At 65.5% G+C, this 22528-nt stretch carries 21 protein-coding genes; 13 read left to right on the top strand and 8 right to left on the bottom strand.

Annotated elements, in window-relative coordinates; genetic code table 11:
• Positions 1-140: 140 nt before the first annotated feature.
• Both DTX69_RS11980 and DTX69_RS11975 read right to left on the bottom strand, forming a co-directional pair.
• Positions 141-1334 carry a DUF2336 domain-containing protein gene (locus DTX69_RS11980; RefSeq protein WP_119301760.1) on the bottom strand — a complete coding sequence of 398 codons (1194 nt, stop codon included), beginning with the start codon at positions 1332-1334 and terminating at the stop codon, positions 141-143.
• Positions 1327-2700 (bottom strand): sensor domain-containing diguanylate cyclase, encoded by a 1374-nt coding sequence (locus tag DTX69_RS11975; RefSeq protein ID WP_162917108.1) that lies wholly within the window; start codon positions 2698-2700, stop codon positions 1327-1329. Before DTX69_RS11975 ends, DTX69_RS11980 begins: the two co-directional genes overlap by 8 nt.
• Before the next feature lie 105 nt (positions 2701-2805).
• Here DTX69_RS11975 and DTX69_RS11970 point away from each other — a divergent pair, with 105 nt between their 5' ends.
• From DTX69_RS11970 to DTX69_RS11925, 10 genes are all read left to right on the top strand, one after another.
• Positions 2806-3492, top strand: a complete 687-nt coding sequence (locus tag DTX69_RS11970) for a pyrimidine 5'-nucleotidase (protein WP_284735716.1) — start codon at positions 2806-2808, stop codon at positions 3490-3492.
• On the top strand, positions 3489-4346 hold the full coding sequence (dapD, locus tag DTX69_RS11965) for a 2,3,4,5-tetrahydropyridine-2,6-dicarboxylate N-succinyltransferase (protein WP_119301758.1): 858 nt from the start codon (positions 3489-3491) through the stop codon (positions 4344-4346). The genes DTX69_RS11970 and dapD overlap by 4 nt, the downstream gene beginning before the upstream one ends.
• Before the next feature lie 153 nt (positions 4347-4499).
• Positions 4500-5663 (top strand): succinyl-diaminopimelate desuccinylase, encoded by a 1164-nt coding sequence (dapE, locus tag DTX69_RS11960; RefSeq protein ID WP_119301757.1) that lies wholly within the window; start codon positions 4500-4502, stop codon positions 5661-5663.
• Complete coding sequence (locus tag DTX69_RS11955) at positions 5647-6219, top strand: hypothetical protein (RefSeq protein WP_119301756.1); 573 nt, start codon at positions 5647-5649, stop codon at positions 6217-6219. Before dapE ends, DTX69_RS11955 begins: the two co-directional genes overlap by 17 nt.
• Before the next feature lie 96 nt (positions 6220-6315).
• A complete protein-coding gene (locus DTX69_RS11950) occupies positions 6316-7323 on the top strand; it encodes a LacI family DNA-binding transcriptional regulator (protein ID WP_119301755.1) in 1008 nt (335 codons plus the stop codon).
• 65 nt (positions 7324-7388) lie between these two features.
• Positions 7389-8678: an ABC transporter substrate-binding protein gene (locus tag DTX69_RS11945; RefSeq protein ID WP_284735715.1), complete on the top strand. Its 1290-nt coding sequence runs from the start codon at positions 7389-7391 to the stop codon at positions 8676-8678.
• 145 nt (positions 8679-8823) lie between these two features.
• Positions 8824-9678, top strand: coding sequence for a carbohydrate ABC transporter permease (locus DTX69_RS11940; RefSeq protein ID WP_119301753.1), 855 nt, complete (start codon positions 8824-8826; stop codon positions 9676-9678).
• Complete coding sequence (locus tag DTX69_RS11935) at positions 9675-10481, top strand: carbohydrate ABC transporter permease (RefSeq protein WP_119301752.1); 807 nt, start codon at positions 9675-9677, stop codon at positions 10479-10481. The genes DTX69_RS11940 and DTX69_RS11935 overlap by 4 nt, the downstream gene beginning before the upstream one ends.
• Positions 10482-10488: 7 nt before the next feature.
• The gene (locus DTX69_RS11930; protein WP_119301751.1) at positions 10489-11541 is read left to right on the top strand and encodes an ABC transporter ATP-binding protein; all 1053 of its coding nucleotides are present in this window, start codon (positions 10489-10491) and stop codon (positions 11539-11541) included.
• The gene (locus DTX69_RS11925) at positions 11538-12800 is read left to right on the top strand and encodes an MGH1-like glycoside hydrolase domain-containing protein (protein WP_119301750.1); all 1263 of its coding nucleotides are present in this window, start codon (positions 11538-11540) and stop codon (positions 12798-12800) included. The genes DTX69_RS11930 and DTX69_RS11925 overlap by 4 nt, the downstream gene beginning before the upstream one ends.
• On the opposite strand, the gene truA is transcribed toward DTX69_RS11925, so the two are convergent.
• The 3 genes from truA to def are packed head-to-tail and all read right to left on the bottom strand — an operon-like array spanning position 12797 to position 14992.
• Positions 12797-13537 (bottom strand): tRNA pseudouridine(38-40) synthase TruA, encoded by a 741-nt coding sequence (truA, locus tag DTX69_RS11920; RefSeq protein ID WP_119301749.1) that lies wholly within the window; start codon positions 13535-13537, stop codon positions 12797-12799. The genes DTX69_RS11925 and truA overlap by 4 nt on opposite strands.
• A complete protein-coding gene (fmt, locus tag DTX69_RS11915; protein WP_119301748.1) occupies positions 13534-14457 on the bottom strand; it encodes a methionyl-tRNA formyltransferase in 924 nt (307 codons plus the stop codon). The genes truA and fmt overlap by 4 nt, the downstream gene beginning before the upstream one ends.
• Positions 14458-14467: 10 nt before the next feature.
• Positions 14468-14992, bottom strand: a complete 525-nt coding sequence (def, locus tag DTX69_RS11910) for a peptide deformylase (protein WP_119301747.1) — start codon at positions 14990-14992, stop codon at positions 14468-14470.
• A gap of 92 nt (positions 14993-15084) precedes the next feature.
• Between def and DTX69_RS11905 the strand changes: the two genes are divergently transcribed.
• The 3 genes from DTX69_RS11905 to DTX69_RS11895 all read left to right on the top strand — a co-directional run bounded on the left by DTX69_RS11905 (position 15085) and on the right by DTX69_RS11895 (position 17744).
• A complete protein-coding gene (locus tag DTX69_RS11905; protein WP_119301746.1) occupies positions 15085-16185 on the top strand; it encodes a DNA recombination protein RmuC in 1101 nt (366 codons plus the stop codon).
• An 81-nt stretch (positions 16186-16266) separates the two neighbouring features.
• Positions 16267-17268, top strand: coding sequence for an SPFH domain-containing protein (locus tag DTX69_RS11900; protein ID WP_284735713.1), 1002 nt, complete (start codon positions 16267-16269; stop codon positions 17266-17268).
• Positions 17269-17285: 17 nt separating this feature from the next.
• Positions 17286-17744: an NfeD family protein gene (locus DTX69_RS11895; protein WP_119301745.1), complete on the top strand. Its 459-nt coding sequence runs from the start codon at positions 17286-17288 to the stop codon at positions 17742-17744.
• Here the strand turns inward: DTX69_RS11895 and DTX69_RS11890 are convergent.
• The 3 genes from DTX69_RS11890 to DTX69_RS11880 form a co-directional block, all read right to left on the bottom strand.
• Positions 17741-18679, bottom strand: a complete 939-nt coding sequence (locus tag DTX69_RS11890) for a dimethyl sulfoxide reductase anchor subunit family protein (protein WP_119301744.1) — start codon at positions 18677-18679, stop codon at positions 17741-17743. The two genes, DTX69_RS11895 and DTX69_RS11890, sit on opposite strands and share 4 nt — an antisense overlap.
• A 156-nt stretch (positions 18680-18835) precedes the next feature.
• Positions 18836-19588, bottom strand: coding sequence for a 4Fe-4S dicluster domain-containing protein (locus DTX69_RS11885; RefSeq protein WP_119301743.1), 753 nt, complete (start codon positions 19586-19588; stop codon positions 18836-18838).
• Positions 19585-22494 carry a molybdopterin oxidoreductase family protein gene (locus DTX69_RS11880; RefSeq protein WP_119301742.1) on the bottom strand — a complete coding sequence of 970 codons (2910 nt, stop codon included), beginning with the start codon at positions 22492-22494 and terminating at the stop codon, positions 19585-19587. Before DTX69_RS11880 ends, DTX69_RS11885 begins: the two co-directional genes overlap by 4 nt.
• Between the last annotated feature and the right edge of the window lie 34 nt (positions 22495-22528).

The raw sequence follows: 22528 nt of genomic DNA, 5'->3' as shown, positions 1-22528 counted from the left end.
ATCCAGTGAATAGGGTCGTGACATCGATGCTGGCCTCCACCCCAGTCAGCATCTTGAATCACAAATCACCCCAGCTGGGAATCCCCACCAGATTCACACTTCGGGAAACGTGCTCTAGTGCGTTCTTGCTTCGACGCGGATCACGCAGTCCCGAACAGCCCCAGCTGCCATTCCATTTCCGCCGGGGTGAGCGGGTAGTCGCTGCCGCCGCGTGGGTTCAAGGCGGCGGTCGGCGGGATGTGGGCGATGCGCAGTTGCAGCTGCAGTGCTTGGCGCATGGAGAGCTTTGCCCGCCAGGCGAGCGCGGTGACGGCCTTGGCACTTTTCGAGGCGAGAATGGCGGAGACCACGCCGGCCGGCAGCTTGGCGTCACGCGCCAGGGCGGCGGCGACAGCGTCGCGCTTGCCGGCGCCGATGGCGGCAGCGATTGCGTCTTCGCCGACCGGCGGCGCCTCGGCCGCCGCGCCTTCGGCTTCCAGCCGGCGTTGCACGGCTTTCGCCACATCCTTGGCAGTGGCGGCGTCAAGGTCGGGCCGCCGCTGCAGCGCTTCCAGCAGGCTGCGGCTGACGAAGGCTGCCAGGCGCTTGATCGCCTTCATCGGCAAGGTCGGGCGCTCGACCAGCGGCTCGTGCCAGGTCGGGATCCGCCCGGCCTGATCAAGGATCAGATCCAGCGTATCCTCTCGGATCTGCGCGCTCTTGTTCTGCAGCAACCGGCGCACGGTGTTGGATTCGGCGGGATCGGACAGCGCCGCGCTGACCACGCCGCCGCTCAGCTTCTCACTCACTTGCCGGCGCTTGGCGATGGCGGTGAGCGCGCCGCGGATCGGGCCGGCGGCGATGATTTCCAGCAGGTCCTCGTCGGTCAGCAGCGGCGAGTGCTCGAGAATCGGGCCGGCGACCTGGATCTCGATGTCGCGCGCCAGCTTCTGGATCACGGCGACCGGCGCATCCACCGAATCCTGCAGCGCCTCCGCCACGATCTGGCGCACCCTCACCGCCTGGTCGCGCGCCAGCGTCTCCAATACCTTGCTGCTCAGCGCACGGATCTTCGCGCGCTCTTCGTTGGCAATGTCCGGCACCAGCGCACTGATCTTGGCCGCCAGCCGCTCGCGCACAGAATCATCCTCGTCGCGCGTCAGGATGAGGTCGGCCTGGCGCGGAGTCGCCTTGTTGGCCGCAACGGCGCAGCGCACGCCGGCATCCGCATCATCGGCAAGATAGAACAGGATCTCCGGCTTGGCATCCGGCTGCTCAGCGACCGTGCGGCGGACCTTGGCGTCCGGATCGGTTGAGAGAAGCTTGGCCTGCTCGTAGTCCACGTCGTTACTCATCCAGCAGGGCGACGCCGCCTTTGACGCCGTGCTTCACCTGATACATCGCGCGATCGGCGAGTGCGATCAGATCACCATCGCTCATCGGTTGACCCGGCCGCAGCAGAGCAATGCCGACCGAAAACCCGATCTTCTTCTCCGACTCCGGCGCAAAGCGCTGGAGCGCGGCCGCCGCCGTCACCAGCTCCTGCCCGCGGCGCAGCGCCTCGGCGCCGTCGACACCGTCCATCCAGGCGCCGAGTTCGTCGCCGCCCAGCCGCGCCACCAGGTCGCTGGCGCGGAACAAACGGCGCAGCAATTCAGCCGCGGCGCGCAGGGCCGCGTCACCCTGGGCATGGCCGTGCCGGTCGTTGATCTGCTTGAAATTGTCGAGGTCGACATAAATGAGCGCGCCACCGCTGCCGGTAGCGCATGCGGCCGCCACCGCGTCCTTGAGCCGCGCCTCGAAGCCGCGGCGGTTCAGCAATCCGGTCAAGGCGTCGGTCTGGCTGAGACGCGAGAGGGCCGCCTGCTCGTCCGCCTGGACGATCGCGACCGCGAGTTGGTCCGTCAGCTCGCGCAGCAGGAACAAATCGTCTTCCGGCCAGTCGGGCTGATCCTCCGGCCGCCACAGCACCAGGACACCGGCCACGCGCCCGCCGAGCTCGCCCGGCAGCGCGAGCACGCGCCGGCCTGCCACCACGGAGCGATGCGGTTGCCTGTTCTCGATCGCCTGGCGCGCCAACTGCGACGCGGCAACAGGCGTGCCGAAGTGCGCGACCACCTCGCTAGGTTCGCCGTTGAGAACGGTGCACAGCGTGGCACCGGCCGCGCCGGTTGCCTGGACTGCGGTCGCCACGCCCATCTCCATCGCGGCCTTGGAGTCGGCGGCTTGGCGCAGCGCGCGAAACAGCTGGATCAGCGAGCGTTCGCGGTGCCGCGCGGCCGCCAGGGCCGCGTCGCGGTCCTGCTCTGCCGTCACATCGCGGCAGGCACCGCGCACACACTGAAATTCGCCGTGCTGATCGAAGATTGCACGCGCCTTCAGATGGAGGCAGCGCGGCATGCCGGCCTTGGTGCTGGCCCAGACCAGCAGCCCCTCCGGCGGCGAATCGGCCTGGAAATGCCGGCCATCCTCTGGCGAGAGCACCAGGTCCGCAGGATCGCTGCCCAGCAGGTCCAGGGTTTCGTGGCCCAGCGCACCGCCGGCCGTCACGAAGCTGAACAGGCCATTGGAATCGGTTTCCCAGGCGAAGTCGCACGAGAGCTCCAGCAGCTCCTTCATGCGCTGGCGGGATTCGATGAGGGCGGCCCGCAAGGTAACGTCCATATCCCCGCCGGCGGCATCGGCCGGATTGGTCGGAGGGCTGGAGAGGGAACGGGCCATGCCCGCACCCTGAAACCTCGGCCTTAATACGCGGTTAAGCGTCGCTCCAACTCTTGCGCTCGGGGTATGGCATCCGTAACGTGCCGGCCGACCTGCCCAGAGCTGATGACTATTGTCCTGATGCGACCTGCCGACGCCCAATGCTGGATTTTCGACCTGGATAACACGCTCTATCCGGCGTCGTGCCGCCTGTTCGACCAGGTGGAGCGGCGGATGGGGGAGTATGTCCAGCAGCTGCTCAACCTGGAGCCGGACGCGGCGCGTACCCTGCAGAAGCAGTATTTCCGCGATCACCAGACCACGCTCAATGGCCTTATGATCCATCACGGGATCAACCCGGCGGACTTCCTGGAATTCGTGCACCAGATCGATGTGTCCGGAGTCTTGGCAGATGAGCGGCTGGGTCAAGCGCTTGAGCGCTTGCCGGGGCGCAAGCTGATCTACACCAACGGCTCGGTGCGCCATGCGGAGAATGTGATGGCCCGCCTCGGCGTTACGCGGCATTTCGAGGGCATCTTCGACATCGCCGAAGCTGCCTTTGTGCCTAAGCCCGACATCATGGCCTATCGCGCGCTGGTCGCACGACACGGCTTCGATCCCAACAAGGCGATCATGCTGGACGACATGCCGCGCAACCTGGCGCCGGCGGCGGAGCTCGGCATGACGACGGTCTGGGTGAAGACCGATGTCAGCTGGGCACAGCCGGCGGAGCAGACCCATTATATTCATCACATCGCCGAAAACCTGGCGGATTGGCTTCACGCAGTGACGAAGGACGGATCCAAGGCATGAGTACGAAGGACCTGCAGCCCATCATCGACGCGGCCTGGGAGCGGCGCGCGGAAATCAACCCTGGGACCAAAGGCGATGTGCTGGATGCCGTGCATGCCGCCCTCGACGGCCTCGATCGCGGCGCGCTGCGCGTCGCGGAGAAGCGCGACGGGAAGTGGGAAACCAATCAGTGGCTGAAGAAGGCCGTGCTGCTGTCCTTCCGCCTGATGGATTCCGAGCTCATCCCTGGCGGCGGCAATTATCCGCATTTCGGCCAGGCCGCCTGGTACGACAAGGTGCCGTCCAAGTTCGCCGGCTGGGATGCGGAGACGTTCCGCGCCGCCGGCTTCCGCGCCGTGCCCAATTGCGTCGTGCGGCGCAGCGCCTATGTGGCGCCCAGCGTGGTCCTGATGCCGAGCTTCGTGAATGTCGGCGCCTATGTCGACAGCGGCACCATGGTGGACACCTGGGTCACCATCGGCTCCTGCGCGCAGATCGGCAAGAACTGCCACATCTCCGGCGGCGTCGGCATCGGCGGCGTACTGGAGCCGATCCAGGCCGGGCCGGTGATCATCGAGGACAATTGTTTCATCGGCGCGCGCTCCGAAGTGGTCGAAGGCGTGGTGGTGGGCGAAGGCTCGGTGATCTCCATGGGTGTCTTCATCGGCGCCTCTACCAAGATCGTCGACCGCGCCACCGGCGAAGTGCATTACGGCAAGGTGCCGCCCTACTCCGTCGTCGTCTCCGGTGCGCTGCCGGGCAAGCCATTCCCCAATAATGAGATGGGCCCGAGCCTCTATTGCGCCGTGATCGTGAAGCGCGTCGATGAAAAGACCCGCGCGAAGACGTCGATCAACGAGCTGCTGCGGGATTAGAGCGACGTCATCCATGATTTTCGCTTCCCCTCTCACCCCAACCCCTCTCCCTCGAGGGGAGAGGGGCTATTCGCACGAACCCAGCAGCAGCGTCCCCCCTCCCCTTGCTGGAGAGGGACAGGGTGAGGGGCCGGCGAGGCGGAGCCGAGCCACATGACAATCGACCCCATCGCCCTCGCCCAGGCGTTGATCCGCTGTCCGAGCGTGACGCCGGCAGACGAAGGCGCGCTGGATACGCTCGCGCGGGCGCTCGAGCCTGTGGGCTTCAGCTGCCGGCGCATGCCGTTCGAAGCGCCGGGCACGGCACGGGTCGACAATCTCTACGCCAAGATCACGGGCAAGCGGCCGGGCAGGCATTTCAGCTTCGCCGGCCATTCCGATGTCGTGCCGGTCGGCAAGCGCGCGAGTTGGAGCGTCGATCCATTTGCCGCGAAGATCATCGACGGCAGGCTCTATGGCCGAGGCGCGGCTGACATGAAGGGTGCCGTTGCGGCGTTTGCCGCCGCCGCGGCTCGCTTTGTTGCGAGGACCGGCGGCGATTTTGCCGGTGCGATCTCGCTCCTCATCACCGGTGACGAAGAAGGCCCATCCGTCAACGGCACCAAGCCGATGTTGAGAACGCTGGCGGCGGAGGGCGAAAAAATCGATGCCTGCCTGGTCGGCGAGCCGACCAATCCCAGACGGTTGGGCGAGATGGCGAAGATCGGCCGGCGTGGCAGCTGGACCGGGCATCTCACCGTCAAAGGCGTGCAGGGCCACATCGCCTATCCGCACCTCGCCGACAATCCGACTCATCGCCTGGCGCGCATGGTCGTGGCGCTGACGGAGGCGCCGCTCGATCCCGGCACCGCGCATTTCGAACCGAGCACGCTTCAGGTCTCCACCATCGATGTGGGCAATCCCTCTACCAATGTCATTCCCGCCGAGGCGCGCGCCAGCTTCAACAGCCGGTTCAATGACGGCTTCACGCCGGAGAGCCTGGAGACGGAAGTGCGGCGTCGGCTCGAGACCGTCGGCGGCGAGTATGAGCTACGCACCGAGTGCTCCGGCGTGTCGTTCGTGACCCCGCCGGGGCCGCTCAGCGATCTGGTTACCGATGCGGTCAAAGCGGTGACGGGTCTGAACCCGGAATTGTCGACCACCGGCGGCACCTCCGATGCGCGCTTCATCAAGGATTACTGTCCGGTGATCGAGTTCGGCCTCGCGGGCGCCACCATGCACAAGGTGGACGAGAACGTTACAATCGCGGATATTCTCCAGCTATCCGATATCTACGAGCACATTCTCCATTCCTATTTTGATGCCAAGCTGGATTGAGTTCCGTCTCGCGACCGTCGGCCTGCTGCGGCTGGCGCGGTTCGATGCTGACTTCCAGCGATTCTTCGATCGGTCGCCAAGCGGGGCACTGCGCTCTTTCGGGCTGGCGGTGCCGGTCCTGCCTTATTCGATTCTGGTGATCGCGCAGTCCGGACTGCTCGAGCGCGTGGCCGACGTGACGTACTTCACCATGACGATGTCGATCGGCTACGTCGTCCTGTGGTTGCTGCCGCCGGCAATCCTGACCTGGGTTGCACCACTGATCGGCCGCCAATCCGAAGTGCCGGGCTGCATCGCACTGTACAACTGGTTGACTTTGCTCACGGTCGCCACCCGTTTGCCGCTGGTCGCGGTGGAAATGGCAGGTGCGCCAGCGGATATCATGGCCGTGCCGAACAATATCCTGCTGATCGTCTGGCTGGTGTGGGAGGCCTTCCTCCTCACGCACACCCTGCGGATCGCGCTGTGGCAGGCGGCCCTGGCGACGATTGCCGATTACTTGCTCATGCGGCATCTGGTGATGCCGATCTTCCTGATCGTAGGCGGCGTCAGCTAACGGCCGGCTGCCCCTTCCATTCACAACGGCTCGATACCGCCTTGACAGCGGTGGCCATGGTCGGTTTACTATCCAAAACGTTTTGGATTGAGAAAAATGGGCTCGATCCGAACCCTGGCCAGCTCGCTCGGCCTATCCATCACCACCGTTTCCCGCGCGCTCGACGGCTATCCCGACGTTGCGCCGGAGACGCGCGAGCGCGTGCGCAAGGCAGCCGCCGAGTTGGGCTACCGGCCCAACGCCACGGCGCGGCGCCTGCGCAAGGGAACGGGCGAAACCGTCGCCTTCGTCATGCCGACCGAGCCGGGGCGGTTCTATGAGCCGGTCTTCGCAGAACAGCTCGCCGCCATCGGCGAGCATCTGTCCGCACATCATCACGATCTGGTTCTGTTGGCGGCGCGGCCCGGGCCCGACGAAGCGGCGCTGTATCGCCGCCTGGTCGAGGGCCGCCGCGCCGATGCCTTCATCGTCGTGCGCACGCGCAAGGACGATGAGCGCGTGCATTATCTGCAGCAGAAGGGTGTGCCTTTCATCTGCCATGGCCGGACCGACAGCGTCGAGCCCTACGCCTATATCGACGGCGACGGCGAAGCAGGTTTCCGCGCGTTGACCACGCGGTTGATCGCGCGCGGTCACCGCCGCATCGCCTTGCTGTGCGCGCCGTTGAGCTTGATGTTCGCGTCGCGCCGCGCGGCCGGTTGGCGCAGTGCGATGAGCGACGCCGGGCTTCCAGCCGACCTGATCGCGGAAGGGCCGCATACCGAAGAAGGCGGCCATGCGCTGGCGACTCGGTTCCTTGCGATGCCGGAGCGCCCGACAGCGATGATCTGCACCACGGACCGCATGGCAGTGGGCGCGATGCGCGCGATCGAGAGCGCGGGGCTGAAGGTCGGAAGCGACACCGCCGTCACTGGCCACGACAACATACCGGCCTCGCTCTTCACCGATCCGCCTTTGACCACCATGGAGCTACCGATGCGCGAGGTCGGCAAACGATTGGCCGAGATGGTGCTGGCGCGGCTGGGCGGCGCCGATATCCGCGATCTGCAGGAGGTTCGGCCCCTGGTTCAGCATCCGCGCGCCTCCTCCGGGGAGGGAGCCTGACGCACATGTGACAAGCGGCCGCCAGAGCCGCCATTCCGAAACCCAAGAAGACGGGAGGAAAGATCATGAGACAATCCATGAAGGCAGCGGCATCAGCAATTCTGCTGTCCGGCAGCCTGGCCGCTGCAAACCCAGCGACTGCGCAGGAGGAAATCGACTTCCTCTCCACCCAATTGCGCCCGATCGAAGAGGCACAGAAGGTCCGCGACGTCATCCTCGAGGACTTCGACGGCTCGGTGAATTATCTGGTGGAAGAGCCGCCGCAATTCGACGTGCGCATGCGCGCGGAAGGCCAGGCTGGCAAACGCACCATCGACCTGGTCGGCGCGTTGCATGGCGAGCTACAGCCGCTCGCCACGACCGACCTCGACACCATCGACGACGTGGCGGCGAAGCTGACCGACCGCGGGATTCCACCCGGCTTGATGGAATTGGGGAAGTTCGGCACCGGCAAGCAGGTCTATGTGCCGTGGATGCAGGCAACCTACATCATGGTCGCCCGCAAGGATGCGCTTGATTATCTGCCGCAGGGTGCGGACATCAACAAGCTGACCTACGAGCAGCTGGAAGCCTGGGCGAAGGCGATCACCGACGACACCGGCGAGCGTGTGCTTGGCTTCCCGGCGGGACCCAAGGGGCTAATGCACCGCTTCTTCCAGGGCTATCTCTATCCCTCCTATACCGGCGGTGTGGTCACACCCTTCAAATCGCCGGAAGCGGAGGCGATGTGGACCGCCTTCAAGAGCCTCTGGCAGTACGTCAACCCCAACTCCGCCAGCTATGACTTCATGCAGGATCCACTGCTGGCGGAGGAGGTATGGATCGCGTTCGATCACGTGGCGCGCGTGAAGGAGGCGCTGGTCGAAGCGCCGGACGATTTCGTCACCTTTCCGGCACCAGCCGGCCCAAAGGGGCGCGGCTACATGCCGGTGATCGCTGGCCTTGCGATTCCCAAAGACGCGCCGGATCGGGCTGGGGCGGCGGCGCTGATCGAATATCTGACCAGGCCGGAGACCCAGATCACGACCGCGCAGGAAGTCGGTTTCTTTCCCGTGGTGAAGGCGGAACTGCCCGCCGACCTGGAACCCGGCATCAAGCTGATCGCCGATGCCGTTGCCAAGACCCAGGGTGCTGATGATGCGCTGGCGGCTCTGCTGCCCGTCGGCCTCGCGGACAAGGGCGGCGAGTTCAACAAGATCTATCTCGATACCTTCCAGCGCATCGTCCTGCGCGACGAAGCGCCGCGCACGGTGCTGGATGACGAAGCCAAGGCCCTGTCGGCCATCATGGAGGCCACCAACGCGCCCTGCTGGCAGCCCGACAAGCCAAGCCAAGGCGCCTGTCCGGTGAAGTAAGCGTGCAGATTCTGCCACTGTCCCCTCCCCCGATACGGGGGAGGGTTAGGGAGGGGGAAGCCGCGCCTCCGCCGGAACGAGTCATCGCTCGCTTCCCCCACCCCAGCCCTCCCCCAGTTTGGGGGAGAGGGAAAGCAACTGTGTCATGACTCGCGCCCGCACCTCCCTGCTGCCGTATCTGCTGCTGGCGCCGTCGCTGCTGTTTCTGGCGGCGCTGTTCCTGGTGCCGTTGCTGCAAACCATCGGACTTTCGTTGACGGAGAATGGTGAACTGTCACCGGCGAATTATCAGCGCATGGTAGGCGACCTCAATTTCGTGCCGTCTCTGCGCAATACGTTCGTCCTGGTCCTGGTGGTCGTGCCGGCGCAAGTGGTGTTCGCGCTTGCCATGGCGACCATGCTGCAGAAGCTGCGCCTGGGGCGCGACATCGTGTTGTGGATCTGGACCATTCCGCTCGGCGTGTCCGATCTGGCGGCGGGGTTGGTGTGGCTCGCGATCCTGCAGGATCGCGGCTATCTCAATTCCGCGCTGATGGCGCTCGGTGTCATCGATGGCCCGACGCCATGGCTGACCTATGAAACGCCGGTTGCTCTGTTCTTCAGCGTGGTCGCAGCCGAAGTATGGCGCGCAACTGCCATCGTCCTGGTGATCCTGGTCGCCGGCCTGCAGCTCATTCCCAGGGAATATGCCGAGGCGGCGGAAGTGTTCGGGGCCAGGCCCTGGACCATCTTCCGGCGCATCACGCTGCCATTGCTGCGGCCGAGCCTGCAGACCGCGCTGATCCTCCGGACCGTGCTCGCCTTCGAAGTCTTCGCCGTGGTGTATGCGATCGGCGGGCGGAACTTCCCGGTCCTGGTGGGCGAGGCCTTCGTGTGGCAGACCGACAACCAGAACACCGGCGTCGCGGCTGCGTATGCAATGCTAGTGGTCGTCATCTCCTTGGCGTCGACCGTGTTCTATCTGCGCGCCCTACGCACGCCGCCGGAGCAGCAGCCATGAATGCGCTCCGCCGCATCGTCTACGCAACCGGCATCATTGCGATCTGCGCCTGGGTGCTCGTGCCGATCTATTTCATCGCGCTCGGTGCGTTCGGCGGACGCGGCGGCGTGTTCGCCTGGCCCAAGACGGGCCTGCCGGACAGAGTGTTGCTCGGCGCCATGCAGCGCTTCCTGGAGATCGAGGGCGTTTGGGAAGCAGCACTCAACAGCGTGATCGCGGCCGGGCTCTGCATGCTGCTGTCAATCGCGCTCGGCGCGCCGGCCGGCTACGCGTTGGCGCGCTTCAGATTCCGCGGCGCCAATCTCTACCGATTGCTGATCCTGATGACGCGCGCCTTTCCGCTCGCGATCCTGGCGCTGCCGCTCACGGTCTCCTTCATCCGCATCGGGCTCTATGACACGCCCTATGGCGTCGCGCTCATCCACACCGCGCTCGCTCTACCCTTTGCCGCGCTCATCACCTCCAGCCTGTTCGTCGGCATCCCGCGCGAGCTGGAGGAAGCGGCCTGGATCTTCGGCTGCACGCGCTGGCAGGCGTTCCTCAAGGTCGTGCTGCCGCTCGCTCTGCCAGGCATCGCGGCGACGGCGATCTTCGCCTTCGTCATTTCGTGGAACGAGGTGTTTGCCGCATCGATCCTGACTGTCCGCGAGCGGACGTTGACCGCCTATCTCTTGAAGATCCTGTCTGAGTCGCCCCTGCACTATCGCTTCGCGGGCGGCCTGCTTCTGATCGTTCCCTCCGTCGTCTTCATCTTCGCGGTGAGAAAGTACCTCTTCGCGATGTGGGGCATTGCAAACCGCTGAGGCGCCCATGGCTGATATCCAGATCGAACGCGTGCGCAAGGATTTCGGGGCGGTGCGGGCCCTGGACGAGATCACGCTTCACGTGGCCGACGGCGAGTTCGTCGCACTGCTCGGCCCATCCGGCTGCGGCAAGACCACCTTGCTGCGCATCGTTGCAGGGCTCGAGACGCGGACCGCGGGGCGCATCGTGATCGGTGGGCGCGATCTCAGCGATGTGCCGACGCGCAATCGCGGCCTCGCCATGGTGTTCCAGAATTACGCCGTCTTTCCGCACATGACCGTCTACGAGAACATCGCCTTCGGCCTGCGCATGCAGGGCGCGGACACCACGCGCGTGCAAGCGCAGGTGAAGCGTGCGGCCGAGTTGCTGCATATCGAGATGCTGCTCGATCGTTATCCGGCTAAGCTTTCCGGTGGCCAGCGCCAGCGCGTCGCCGTGGCGCGCGCCTTGGCGGTCGAGCCGCCGGTGCTGCTGATGGATGAGCCGCTCTCCAATCTGGATGCGCTGCTGCGTCTCGAAATGCGCGCCGACCTCAAAGCGATCCTGCAGGAGGCCGGAACCACCACCATCTATGTGACGCACGATCAGACCGAGGCGATGGGCCTGGCCGACCGCATCGCCGTCATGCATGGCGGGCGGATCGTGCAGTTCGACACGCCGATGGCGGTCTACGGCCGGCCGCAATCGACCTTTGTCGGCGGCTTCGTTGGCAGCCCGCCGATGAACTTCATCAAGGTGGACGTGACCGGCGGCCAGGCCAAGCTCGGCGCGCTGTCCCTGCCGGCGCCTGTTGCGTCGGGGAGCGTGCTGGCCGGCATTCGCGCCGAGGATTTCGCGCTGGTGGAACGCGATAAGGGCCTGCCGTTTAACGTGCTGGTGGTCGAGCCATTGGGATCGCACGCGCTGATGACCGGTCGCGTCGCGGACCAAATCATCCGCGTGGTCGCGCCGCCGGACACCGCGCATGCGGCCGGCACGGAGATCGGCCTTGCGCCGGTTCAGCAGCGCATCGTGTGGATGGATGCCGGCAGCGGCACAGCCTTGGGAAGGAGCGCATGACAGTCACGATTACCGCTGCCCGCGATGTCCTGAAAGCCAACGACCGTGGCGGCTACACCGTCCCGACGAGCCGGCTCTATCCGTTCCAGTGGAATTGGGATTCGGCGTTCGTTGCGCTGGGTTGGGCGACCTTCGACGAAGGGCGTGCGTGGCGCGAACTGGAGCGGCTGATCGAGGGGCAGTGGGAGGACGGCATGCTGCCGCACATCATCTTCCATGCGCCGAGCGACGATTACTTCCCCGGGCCGGACGTGTGGGGCACACACCATCATCCGGCGACGTCGGGCATCACCCAGCCTCCCGTGCTCGCGACCTCCATCCGGCTGCTGCTGGAGAATGCGAAGGACACGGCAGAGGCGGAAGCGCACGCCGCGGCGCTCTATCCGCGTGCCCTGGCGCTGCATCGCTGGTGGACGGAGGCGCGCGACCGGCAGCACAGCGGCCTGGTCGCCATCCTGCATCCGTGGGAATCCGGCATGGACAACAGCCCGGCCTGGGACGCTGCGATGGTGCGTGTGCCGGCGACGCCGACGACGCCGATCCGGCGCCGCGACATCAGCCATGTGCAGGCCGACATGCGGCCGAGCCAGGCGGATTACGAGCGCTACATCACGCTCGTCGATCTGTATCGCAGCCTCGCCTGGGCGCCGGACCGGATGTGGGACGCGACGCCGTTCAAGGTCGCCGACCTGGCCATCAACGCAATCCTGCATCGTGCAGAGACCGACCTGATGGCCTTGGCCAACCGCTTCGGCACACCGGCGGATCACAGCGCGATCGCGCTGCGCCTCGAAAGCCAACGCACGGCAATCGCGCGGCTGTGGAGCGAAGAAGCCAACCTCTACCAATCACTCGATCTCATCACCGGCGAGCGGATCCCGGTGTCGACCAGCGGGGGCTTGCTGCCCTTGTTCGCACGCATCCCGACCGACGACCAGGCGGCCCGCATGGCTGCCGAGATTGAACGCTGGGGAGGAAAGGTACGCTATCTCGTACCCAGCCTGTCGCCGTTCGACCCGCGCTTCGAGCCGAAGCGCTATTGGCGCGGTCCCGTGTGGGCCATCGTCAACCGCATGATCAACGAGGGGCTGAGCGCCTATGATCATGGTGCGCTGGCGGCGCGCATCCGCGAGGATACGCAGACTCTAATGCGCCAGAGCGGCTTTGCAGAATACTACGATCCGACTACCGGCGAAGGCCTCGGTGGCGGCAGCTTCTCCTGGACCGCCGCGATGGCGCTGAGCTGGGCAGTACCCTAATCGTATCGCACGCCGGTGAGATAGAGACCGTGCGGCGGGGCGGTCGGGCCGCCCTTGGTGCGGTCGCGCGCTTCGAGGGCGCGGCGCACATCCTCCATGCTCCACTTGCCTTCGCCGACAAGGCGCAGCGTGCCGACCATGTTGCGCACCTGGTGGTGCAGAAATGAGCGCGCCTCGGCGATGATGTCGATCTCTTCGCCGGCGCGCGAGACGGAGAGGCGCGATAGCGTCTTCACCGGCGATTGCGCCTGGCACAGGCTGGCCCGGAAGGTGGAGAAATCGTGCTTTCCCACCAGCACCTGCGCCGCCTCGTGCATCGCCGTCGCGTCCAGCGGCGCATTGACCAGCCAGGCGCGCCCTTCCTCCAGCGCCAGCGGCGGGCGGCGGTTGATGATGCGATAGAGATAGGCGCGTCCTGTTGCGCTGAAGCGCGCGTGGAAGTCCGGCGGCGCGATCTCCGACGTGATGATGGCGACCGGCCATGGCTTGAGATGGAAGTTGAGAGCCGCCTGGATCTTGTCGGCCGTGAATTCCTTCTCGATATCGACATGGGCCACCTGCCCGGTCGCGTGAACGCCGGCATCGGTGCGGCCAGCCGCGTGCGCGGTCGCCGTCTCGCCGCAGGTCTTGAACACCGCTTCTTCCAGCGCCTGCTGCACCGACATGCCATTGTCCTGGCGCTGCCAGCCGACGAAGGCGCCGCCGTCATATTCCAGCGTGAACTTGAAGCGCGTCACGAGAGCGCCGTGCCTTTCGGGACCGCAAAGCCGCGCAGCATCTCGTCCGTGCTCATGGCGCGCTTGCCGGCACGTTTCACCAGCGTCGGCCGCAGCGCGCTCTCGCCGCAGGCGATGGTAAGACGATCGTCGAGCGTTGTGCCAGGCGTGCCGGATTGGCTAGGCACGATCTCGGCAGCGAGGATCGTCAGCCGCTCGCCCTGGATCTGGATGTAGGCGCCCGGCGTCGGCGACAGGCCGCGGATGTGTCGGTCGAGCTCCGCCGCGCTGCGGCGCCAGTCGATGCGGCATTCTTCCTTGGTGATCTTCGCAGCGTAGGTCACGCCCTCCGCCGGCTGCGGCACGGGCTTGAGCCCACCCGGCAGCTGGTCCAGCGCGGTGCAGATCAAGCGCGCGCCGATCTCCGCCAATGCATCATGCAGCGCGCCGGCATTCATGTCCTGGCCGATGGGCATGGACCCTTTCAGGAGCGTCGGGCCGGTATCCAGCCGCTCTTCCATGTGCATGATGGTGACGCCGGTCTCCTTGTCGCCCGCCATGATCGCGCGCTGGATCGGCGCGGCGCCGCGCCAGCGCGGCAGCAGCGAGGCGTGGATGTTGAGGCAGCCATAGCGGGGCGCATCGAGCACCCCCTTGGGCAGGATCAGACCATAGGCTGCGACTACCGCCACATCGGCGTTCAGCGCCTGGAAAGTCGCGATCTCGTCGGCGTTCCGGAGCGATACCGGCGTGCGCACGGCGATGCCCTGCTCCTCCGCCAACAGATGCACCGGCGATTTCTGGGTATCCATGCCGCGCCCCTTGGGCCGCGGCGGCTGGCTATAGACGGCGATCACGTCATGGCCGGCATCCACCAGCGCCTTGAGCGCCAAGGCCGCGAAGGCCGGCGTTCCCATGAAGACGATGCGGAGCGCCGCCATCCGCCCGGGCTCACATGGCGGCTTCGGCTGCGGCCTTTTTCGCCTTCAGCAGCTTGCGCAGGATGATGTTGCGCTTGAGTGCGGTCAGATGGTCGATGAACAGGATGCCATCGAGATGGTCGATCTCGTGCTGCAGGCAGGTGGCGAGCATCCCTTCCGCCGCGATCTCCCGCTGCTTATTGTCCTGGTCGAGATACTTGATGCGGCAAGCGGCAGGACGCACCACGTCGGCATAATGCTCCGGCACGCTGAGGCACCCCTCGTTGTAGGTCGCGTCGTCGTCCGACACCCAGACGATCTCCGGATTGGCGATGCGCAGCGGCTGCGGCTCCTCGCCCTCGCGCGCGATGTCGAGCACGATGACCCGCTTCAAGACGCCCACCTGCGGCGCGGCGAGGCCGATGCCGGGCGCCTGATACATCGTCTCCAGCATATCGTCCATCAGCTTGCGCACGCTTGCGTCCACCTCCTTGACGGGGGCGGAGATCTTTTTGAGCTGCGGATCCGGCGCGGTCAGAATAGGCAAGAGAGCCATGGTTTCTCCTTCGGCGCTTTACCTAGGGTTTCGGCGCTGTATCGTCAAGCGAGGGCGGTCTTCGCCGCCTCCCGAGTCGAGGGTAGAAAGCCATGGAAGTTCAAGATATTGCCGTCTGGGTGGCGATTGCCTTGGCGGGCCTCGCGCTCGCCTTCCTGGCATTCGGCAGACGCGGGACTGGCGCGGAGGCGGGACGGCTGACGGGCCGGCTGGACCAGCTCGCCGCACAGCAGGCGGCCGCGCAGAACGCCTTGTCCGAGCGGCTGCAGGCGCAGGAGCGCGCCTTGGCCGCCAAGCTGGACGAGCGGCTGAACAGCCTGCAGGACCGGGTCGGACAGACGCTGCAATCCAACGCCGAGCAGGCGGGCCAGACCCTGACGGAACTGCGCGAACGGCTGGCGGTAATCGATGCCGCGCAGAAGAACATCGCCGAATTGTCGAGCCAGGTGGTCGACCTGCAGAACGTGCTGTCCAACAAGCAGGCGCGCGGCGCCTTTGGCGAGGTGCAGCTCCAGGACATCGTGCAATCCTCGTTGCCGGCCCAGACCTACGTATTCCAGGCACAGCTGGGCACCAAGCGGGTCGACTGCCTGCTGACCCTGCCCAACCCACCGGGCGCCATCTGCATCGATGCAAAGTTCCCGCTGGAGGCCTATCGCGCGCTGCGCGAGGCCAAGGACGAGATCGCGATGGCCCAGGCGCGGCGCGACTTCACCAGCGCGATCCGGCTGCACATCAGGGCGATCGCGGAGAAATACATCGTGCCGGGGGAGACTGCGGATTCTGCCCTGATGTTCCTGCCGTCCGAAGCGGTCTACGCGGAACTCCACGCCAGCTTCCCCAACCTGGTCGATGAAGCGGGCAAGGCGCGGGTGTGGATCGTCTCGCCCACAACTCTCATGGCGACGCTTACCACCATCCGCGCCGTGCTCAAGGACGTGCGCATGCGCGAGCAGGCGCATCTCATCCAAAAAAAGGTCGGCGAGCTGGCGCTCGACGTGAACCGTTTGGGCGATCGCGTCGACAAACTGCAGAGGCACTTCAACCAGGTGGTCGATGATGTGCGTCAGGTTGCCATCTCGAGCGACAAGATCGCCCAGAAGACGGCAGCCATCAAGGATGTGGAGGTTGGTCCAACCGACGGAAATATCACGCAAATTCCCGAACAGCCGGCACTCGCGCGCTTGAATTAACCAAGCCGCAACACATAGTGCCGATTGTTCGGACGTATCGTTCTGCTTACGGCCTAGCTAGGCCTGCTTGGGGAGGGTCTCTTGGAAGCGGTCGTGTCGCCTTTCACCATCTTCGTCATTGCCGTTGTGGCACTCATGATCCTGGTCGTGGTCATGTCGGTGAAGTCTGTGCCGCAGGGCCATGAATGGACCGTCGAGCGGTTCGGGCGCTACACCGGCTCGCTCAGGCCGGGCCTTGGCTTCATCGTGCCCTTCATCGACCGCATCGGCGCCAAGATCAACATGATGGAATCGGTGCTGGACGTGCCGACCCAGGAAGTCATCACCAAGGACAACGCCATGGTCTCGGTCGATGGCGTGGTGTTCTACCAGGTGCTGGAGGCGGCCAAGGCGGCATACGAGGTGAACAATCTCGAGAACGCAGTCCTCAACCTCACCATGACCAACATCCGAACCGTGATGGGTTCGATGGACCTCGACGAGCTGCTCTCCCAACGTGACAAGATCAACGCGCAATTGCTGCACGTGGTGGACGATGCCACCCAGCCCTGGGGCATCAAGGTGACCCGCATCGAGATCAAGGACATCGCCCCACCACGCGACCTCGTCGATTCCATGGCGCGCCAGATGAAGGCCGAGCGCGAAAAGCGCGCGCAGATCCTGGAAGCCGAAGGCTCACGCGCCGCGGCGATCCTGCGCGCCGAGGGTGAGAAACAATCAGCTATCCTGGAAGCCGAGGGCGAGCGCGAGGCGGCCTTCCGCCAGGCCGAGGCGCGCGAGCGTCTGGCGGAAGCGGAAGCCAAGGCCACGCAGATGGTGTCGGACGCCATCGCCAAGGGCAGCGTGCAGGCGGTCAACTACTTCCTCGGCGTCAAGTATGTCGAAGCGCTGCAGATGGTCGCGACCGCACCGAACCAGAAGCTCATCATGATGCCGCTCGACGCCGCCAACGTCATCGGCGCCCTGGGCGGCATTGCCGAACTGGCGAGGGATGCAATGCAGACCCGCACGGCTGGCCGCGGCAATGGCGGAACGCCTCCCGCGGGTGGCGGCAGCGGGCCATGGCAACAGCCGCGCACGTGAGGTGAGCGGAGGAAGCGATGGACATCTTGACCTGGCTCGACGGAACGCAGTTCTGGCATTGGTGGATCCTGGCAGCAATCTTCGCCGGCATCGAAATCCTGGCGCCAGGCGTGTTCTTCATCTGGCTCGCCGCAGCGGCGGCACTGACCGGCTTCAGCGCGCTGTTCATTCCCGGCATGGGCTGGGAGATCGAGGCGTTGATCTTCGCCATGCTCGCGGTCGCGAGCGTCGTGTTCTGGCGCAGCTACGTCAAGAGGAACGGGAACAAGGACGATCCCGCTTCCACGCTGAACCGCCGCGGCGAGCAGCTGATCGGCCGGATCGCGGTCCTGAGCGAGCCGATCCAGAACGGCCGCGGCAAGGCGCGCTTCGATGACACCGTCTGGCGCGTGCAAGGCGCAGACCTGCCAGCCGGCACGCAGATCAAGGTGACGGGCGTTGATGGCGCGATCCTGAAGGTGGAAGCCGCGCGCTAAGCGCGCTCTGCGCCGTAATACAGAGTCACCGTGTGCTTAGCTTCGGCGAAGAAAAGCCAGCGTTCGGTGATGGTGCCGATTGCGTTCAGGACGACCGCGACGGCCAGCAGCACGAGATCGACCAGGTGCGTCGTCAGCAGCGCGGCCAGCACGGCGGCGAGCGGCAATAGGAAGCCGCTGAACAACGCAATGCGGCGCAGCTTCTGCGCATGCTTGCGCGCAATGCGGAAGCCCATTTCCTTGAGCAGGTAGTTTTCTTCGGTGTGCGGCGCGGTCAGCATGCGCACTTTGCCGAACGAGCCGAGGCCGGTGGCGCTTTCCGCGGTCGCGGCGCGGGCGCCCGAATCAAGAAAATGCCAGTAGAACAGCTTGATCGCGGCCGACGCGACCAGGCCGACGGCAGCGAAGTCGTAGGCCGGCTTGTGCGGCACCGGCATCAACTCCGCCCACAGGGTGAACCAGAGCGCGCCGCTGGCGAGGCCCATCGCGAGATAGCCCGGCAGCGTCCATAGATTGTTCCAGGCGCGGATCGGCTTCAGGCTGGCATAGATCATCGCGGTCGCGCAGATGGTCGCGATCGCGCTGACGCTCAAGAGCGCACCCGCCCAGCGCCAGATGTCTTCGAAGACGAGCCAACCGATCGCATAGATGCCTGCCGGCAAGAAGGTAAAGACCGACAACACACCTTCGCGTGACAGCCATGACGAGCGCCATTGCGAAAAGGCGCGCCACGCGCGCTCCGGATGACCGAGATGCAGGGTCGACGAGAGAAGGCCGAACGTCACCATGCCGAGCGCCCAGATGAAGGCCACCCATCCGGAGAGCGGATCCGGTGAGAGCACCCCACCCGCGCCGAATAGCCCCAACAATGCCAGCATCGCATAGCCCCCGCCGGACGCGCTGGTGAACAGAATGACGGAGAGCGCGGGGTGCATTAGGTTCTTCCCCCTCCCACAAGCTGGGGGAGGGTCGGGGTGGGGGAAGCGAGCGAAGATTGCCTCACACCGAAGTGCGGCTTCCCCCTCCCTAACCCTCCCACAGCTTGTGGGAGGGGATTCCAACGCGTGGTGTCCGCGACTGTCATTGATTGATCACCGCGACAGCGCGCGATCCAACCAGCGCAGCAGCCTGCTGCCGGTGCCCTCTTCGCGCGGGTCTTTGAGCGGCGCAGCGGGTGCGCCGGTGCAGCCGGCTTGCGCGCGATTGGTACGCAGCGGGAGGTATTTGTTGACGGGCTTGTAGCCGAGCTCGGGCATCAGGTCATAGCCGGCGCGCTGCGCCACCAACTGCGAGACCTCGGACTTGGGATCGCCGAGATCGCCGAAATGGCGTGCGCCGACCGGGCAGGTAGCGACGCAGGCGGGCACGCGGTCGATCTCTTCCAGCTTGTCGTTGTAGATGCGGTCGATGCACAGCGTGCATTTCTTCATCACGCCGACATCCTCGTCGAACTCGCGCGCGCCGTACGGGCAGGCCCAGGAGCAGAGCTTGCAACCGATGCAGAGGTCTTCGTCCACCAGCACGATGCCGTCCTCGCCACGCTTGTAGGAAGCGCCGGTCGGGCAGACCGTCACGCAGGCCGGCTGCTCGCAATGCAGGCACGATTTCGGGAAATGCACGGTGCGGCCGTTCACCCCCTCGCCGGCCTCGAAGCTATGGATGCGGTTGAACCACACGCCCGACGGCGAATCGCCCCAAGCCTCGTAGTCGGTCAGCGGCGCCATGTGGCCGCCGGTGTTCCATTCCTTGCAATTCACTGCGCAAGCGTGGCAGCCGACGCAAATGTCGAGGTCGATGACGAGCCCGAGCTTGCGGTCGGACGGATAGGCCGGCAGCGACGTCATGCGCGTTCTCTTCGCGCGCGGAACTCCGCGCCATAGGCGAGGTCGTCGCCCGTTTTTGGAAGCGATGAATTGAGCGGATCGAAGCTCGGCGCGGTCTCGCCGTATTCATCGGCCGCGCACTTCTTCAGGCGCACCTTGAGATCGTACCACGCCGCCTGCCCCGTAACCGGATCGATGTTGGCATAGCGATGGCCGTCCGGCTGCGGCGGCAGCAGCTCCGAGATCACGTGATTGAGCAGGAAGCCTTTCGCCGATTCCGGCGCGCTGCCTGACAAGTTCCACGCGCCCGCGCGCTTGCCGATGGCGTTCCAGGTCCAGACCGTGTCCTGGTTCACGCCTTCCATCAGTTTGATCTCAGCCTTCACGCGCCCATGTGGGCTTTCGATCCACACCCAGTCGCCATCGACGAGGCCGAGGCGCTCACCTAGCTTGCGCGCGATAAACAACGGATTGCGCGCCTGGATCTGCCGGAGCCAGGCATTCTGCGAGCCCCAGGAGTGATACATGTGCATCGGGCGCTGGGTGATCGCGTGTAGCAGGTAACCCTCGCTGTCCGCAGCCGCGCCGAACGGCGGATACCAGCTCGGCAGCGGATCGAATCCTTCCATCACGCGCGCGCGCAGATGATCCGGCGGCTGGCGCGTGCCGTGGCCTTCGGCGGCGAGCTGGAACCTGCGGAGCGGCTCCGAATAGAGCTGGAGCACGATCTGCTGTGGCTTGTCGAGAAAGCCGCGCGGAATCGCCCAGTCGAAAAAGTCGCGATTAGCGAAGCGGTAGAAGCGCGCCTTCTCCGGGATCTCGCCCCGCCAGAAGCAGCCGTTCTCGATGTAGCGCTCGAGCTGGCGCCGGTTCGGCTCGCCCATGCCCTGCTTGTCTTCCTCGTGGCCGCGCCAGCCGGCCAGCATGCCGATGCCGGGCCGCCGTTCGTGCCACACCAGATAGTCCTTGAGCCCGCCGGGATAGAGCGCCTTGCCGTGGCCATCGATCATGCCCGGCAGCTTCAGTCTTGCGCCGAGCTCCAGCAGCACGTCCTGGAACGGACGTACGTCGCGATCGGGCTGGAGGACGGGGCGGCGGATGGCGTCCGCCGCGCCATCGGGATCGCTGATCGGCCGATCGAGCAGCGAGATACAGTCCCAGCGTTCCAGATAGGTCGTGTCGGGAAACACGAGATCGGCGTAGGCCACCATCTCCGAGAAGAACGCGTCGGCATAGATGATGTGCGGGATCTTGTATTGGCCGGCCTCGTCCTTGTCGGTCATCATGCGCATGGCGTCCGGCGCGTTCATTGCCGAGTTCCACGCCATGTTCGCCATGTAGAAGAAGAGCGTGTCGATCGGATAGGGATCGCCGGCCCAGGCGTTGTGGATCACCATGTGCATCAGGCCATGGACGGCGAGCGGAGCCTCCCACGAGAACGCCTTGTCGATGCGATGCGGCGTGCCGTCGATGTCGAGCAGCAGATCCTCTGGCGCCTGCGGGAAGCCGAGCGGCAACCCATGCAGCGCGTGCATCGGACCGATCTGCGCGGCCGGCTTGGCGGGCGGCGGTGCCGCCTTCGGGAAGGGCGGCTTGTAACGGAAGCCCCCGGGGCAGTCGATCGAGCCAAGCAGCATCTGCAGCAGATGGATGGCGCGGCAGGTCTGGAAGCCGTTGGAATGCGCGCTAACCCCGCGCATCGCGTGCATGGAAACCGGGCGGCCGATGATCTTGTCGTGATAGCGGCCGGCCCAGTCGGTCCAGCCGATGGGGATCTCGATCGCCTGGTCGAACGCCGCCTCTGCAAGCTCCGCCGCGATACGCTTGATGGTCGCGGCCGGCACGCCGCATTGCTCCGCGGCTCTTTCCGGTGCATAGGACTCATCAAGATAGCGCGTTGCCATCAGCTCGAACGCCGGCCGCGCCTTGCGGCCATCGGATAGCATCGCCTCGCCAATCAAACGCGGCGCAACGTCCGCCTCCAGCGCATCTCGAAGGGCTCCGCTTTGATCGATGCAAAGCGGATGGCCGGCGCTATCGCGCGCGAACAATCCGTGCCCCGCCGTGCCCGGCGCCTCCACCACGAGCCAGGGCGCATTGGTATAGCGCACCAGGAAATCGAGATCGATGCGGTCAGCCTTCAGCAGTTCATGAATGATCGCCAGCACGAACAGCCCGTCGGTGCCGGGCGTGATGCCGATCCATTCGTCGGCGATCGCCGAATAACCGGTGCGCACCGGATTGATCGAAACGAATTTCGCGCGGTTCTCGGGCGGGCGATTCTTGAGCTGACCCAATCCGATCTTGATCGGGTTGCTGCCGTGATCCTCCGCCACGCCGAACATCAGGAAATAGCGCGTGCGCTCCCAGTCCGGCTCGCCGAACTCCCAGAACGAGCCGCCGATAGTGTAGAGCCCGGCCGCCGCCATGTTGACCGAGCAGAAGCCGCCGTGGGCCGCATAGTTGGGCGTGCCGAACTGAGCAGCCCACCAGCCGGTCAGTGCCTGGCTCTGATCGCGGCCGGTGAAGAAAGCGAGCTTCTTGGGATCGGTCGCGCGGATCCTGCCCAGCCATTCGGTCGCGATCCTCAGCGCCTCGTCCCATTCGATTTCCTGGAACTCGGCCTTGCCGCGCTCGCCCACGCGCTTCAACGGCTTGCGCAGCCGCGCCGGCGAGTATTGCGTCATGATGCCGGCGGAGCCCTTGGCGCACAGCACGCCCTTGTTCACCGGGTGGTCGCGGTTGCCTTCGATATAGCGGATGCGTCCGTCCTGCAGGTGCACCTTGATGCCGCAACGGCAGGCGCACATGTAACACGTCGTGGTCGCGACCTGGTCATGCACCAGCGGCGAGTAGTCGATCGCCTGCTCACCAGCGCGCTGCTTCGGCGGCGATTGCGGCTCCGCGATATAGCGGCGGTCTGACATGCCCGGGCCGCAGCCCCCTCCCAGAAACCGGCGG

The sequence above is a fragment of the Dongia deserti genome (assembly GCF_003574735.1).
GTDB classification, from domain to species: domain Bacteria; phylum Pseudomonadota; class Alphaproteobacteria; order Dongiales; family Dongiaceae; genus Dongia_A; species Dongia_A deserti.
Note: the sequence above shows the minus strand (reverse complement) of the source record. Positions and strands in the feature narration are given on the sequence as shown.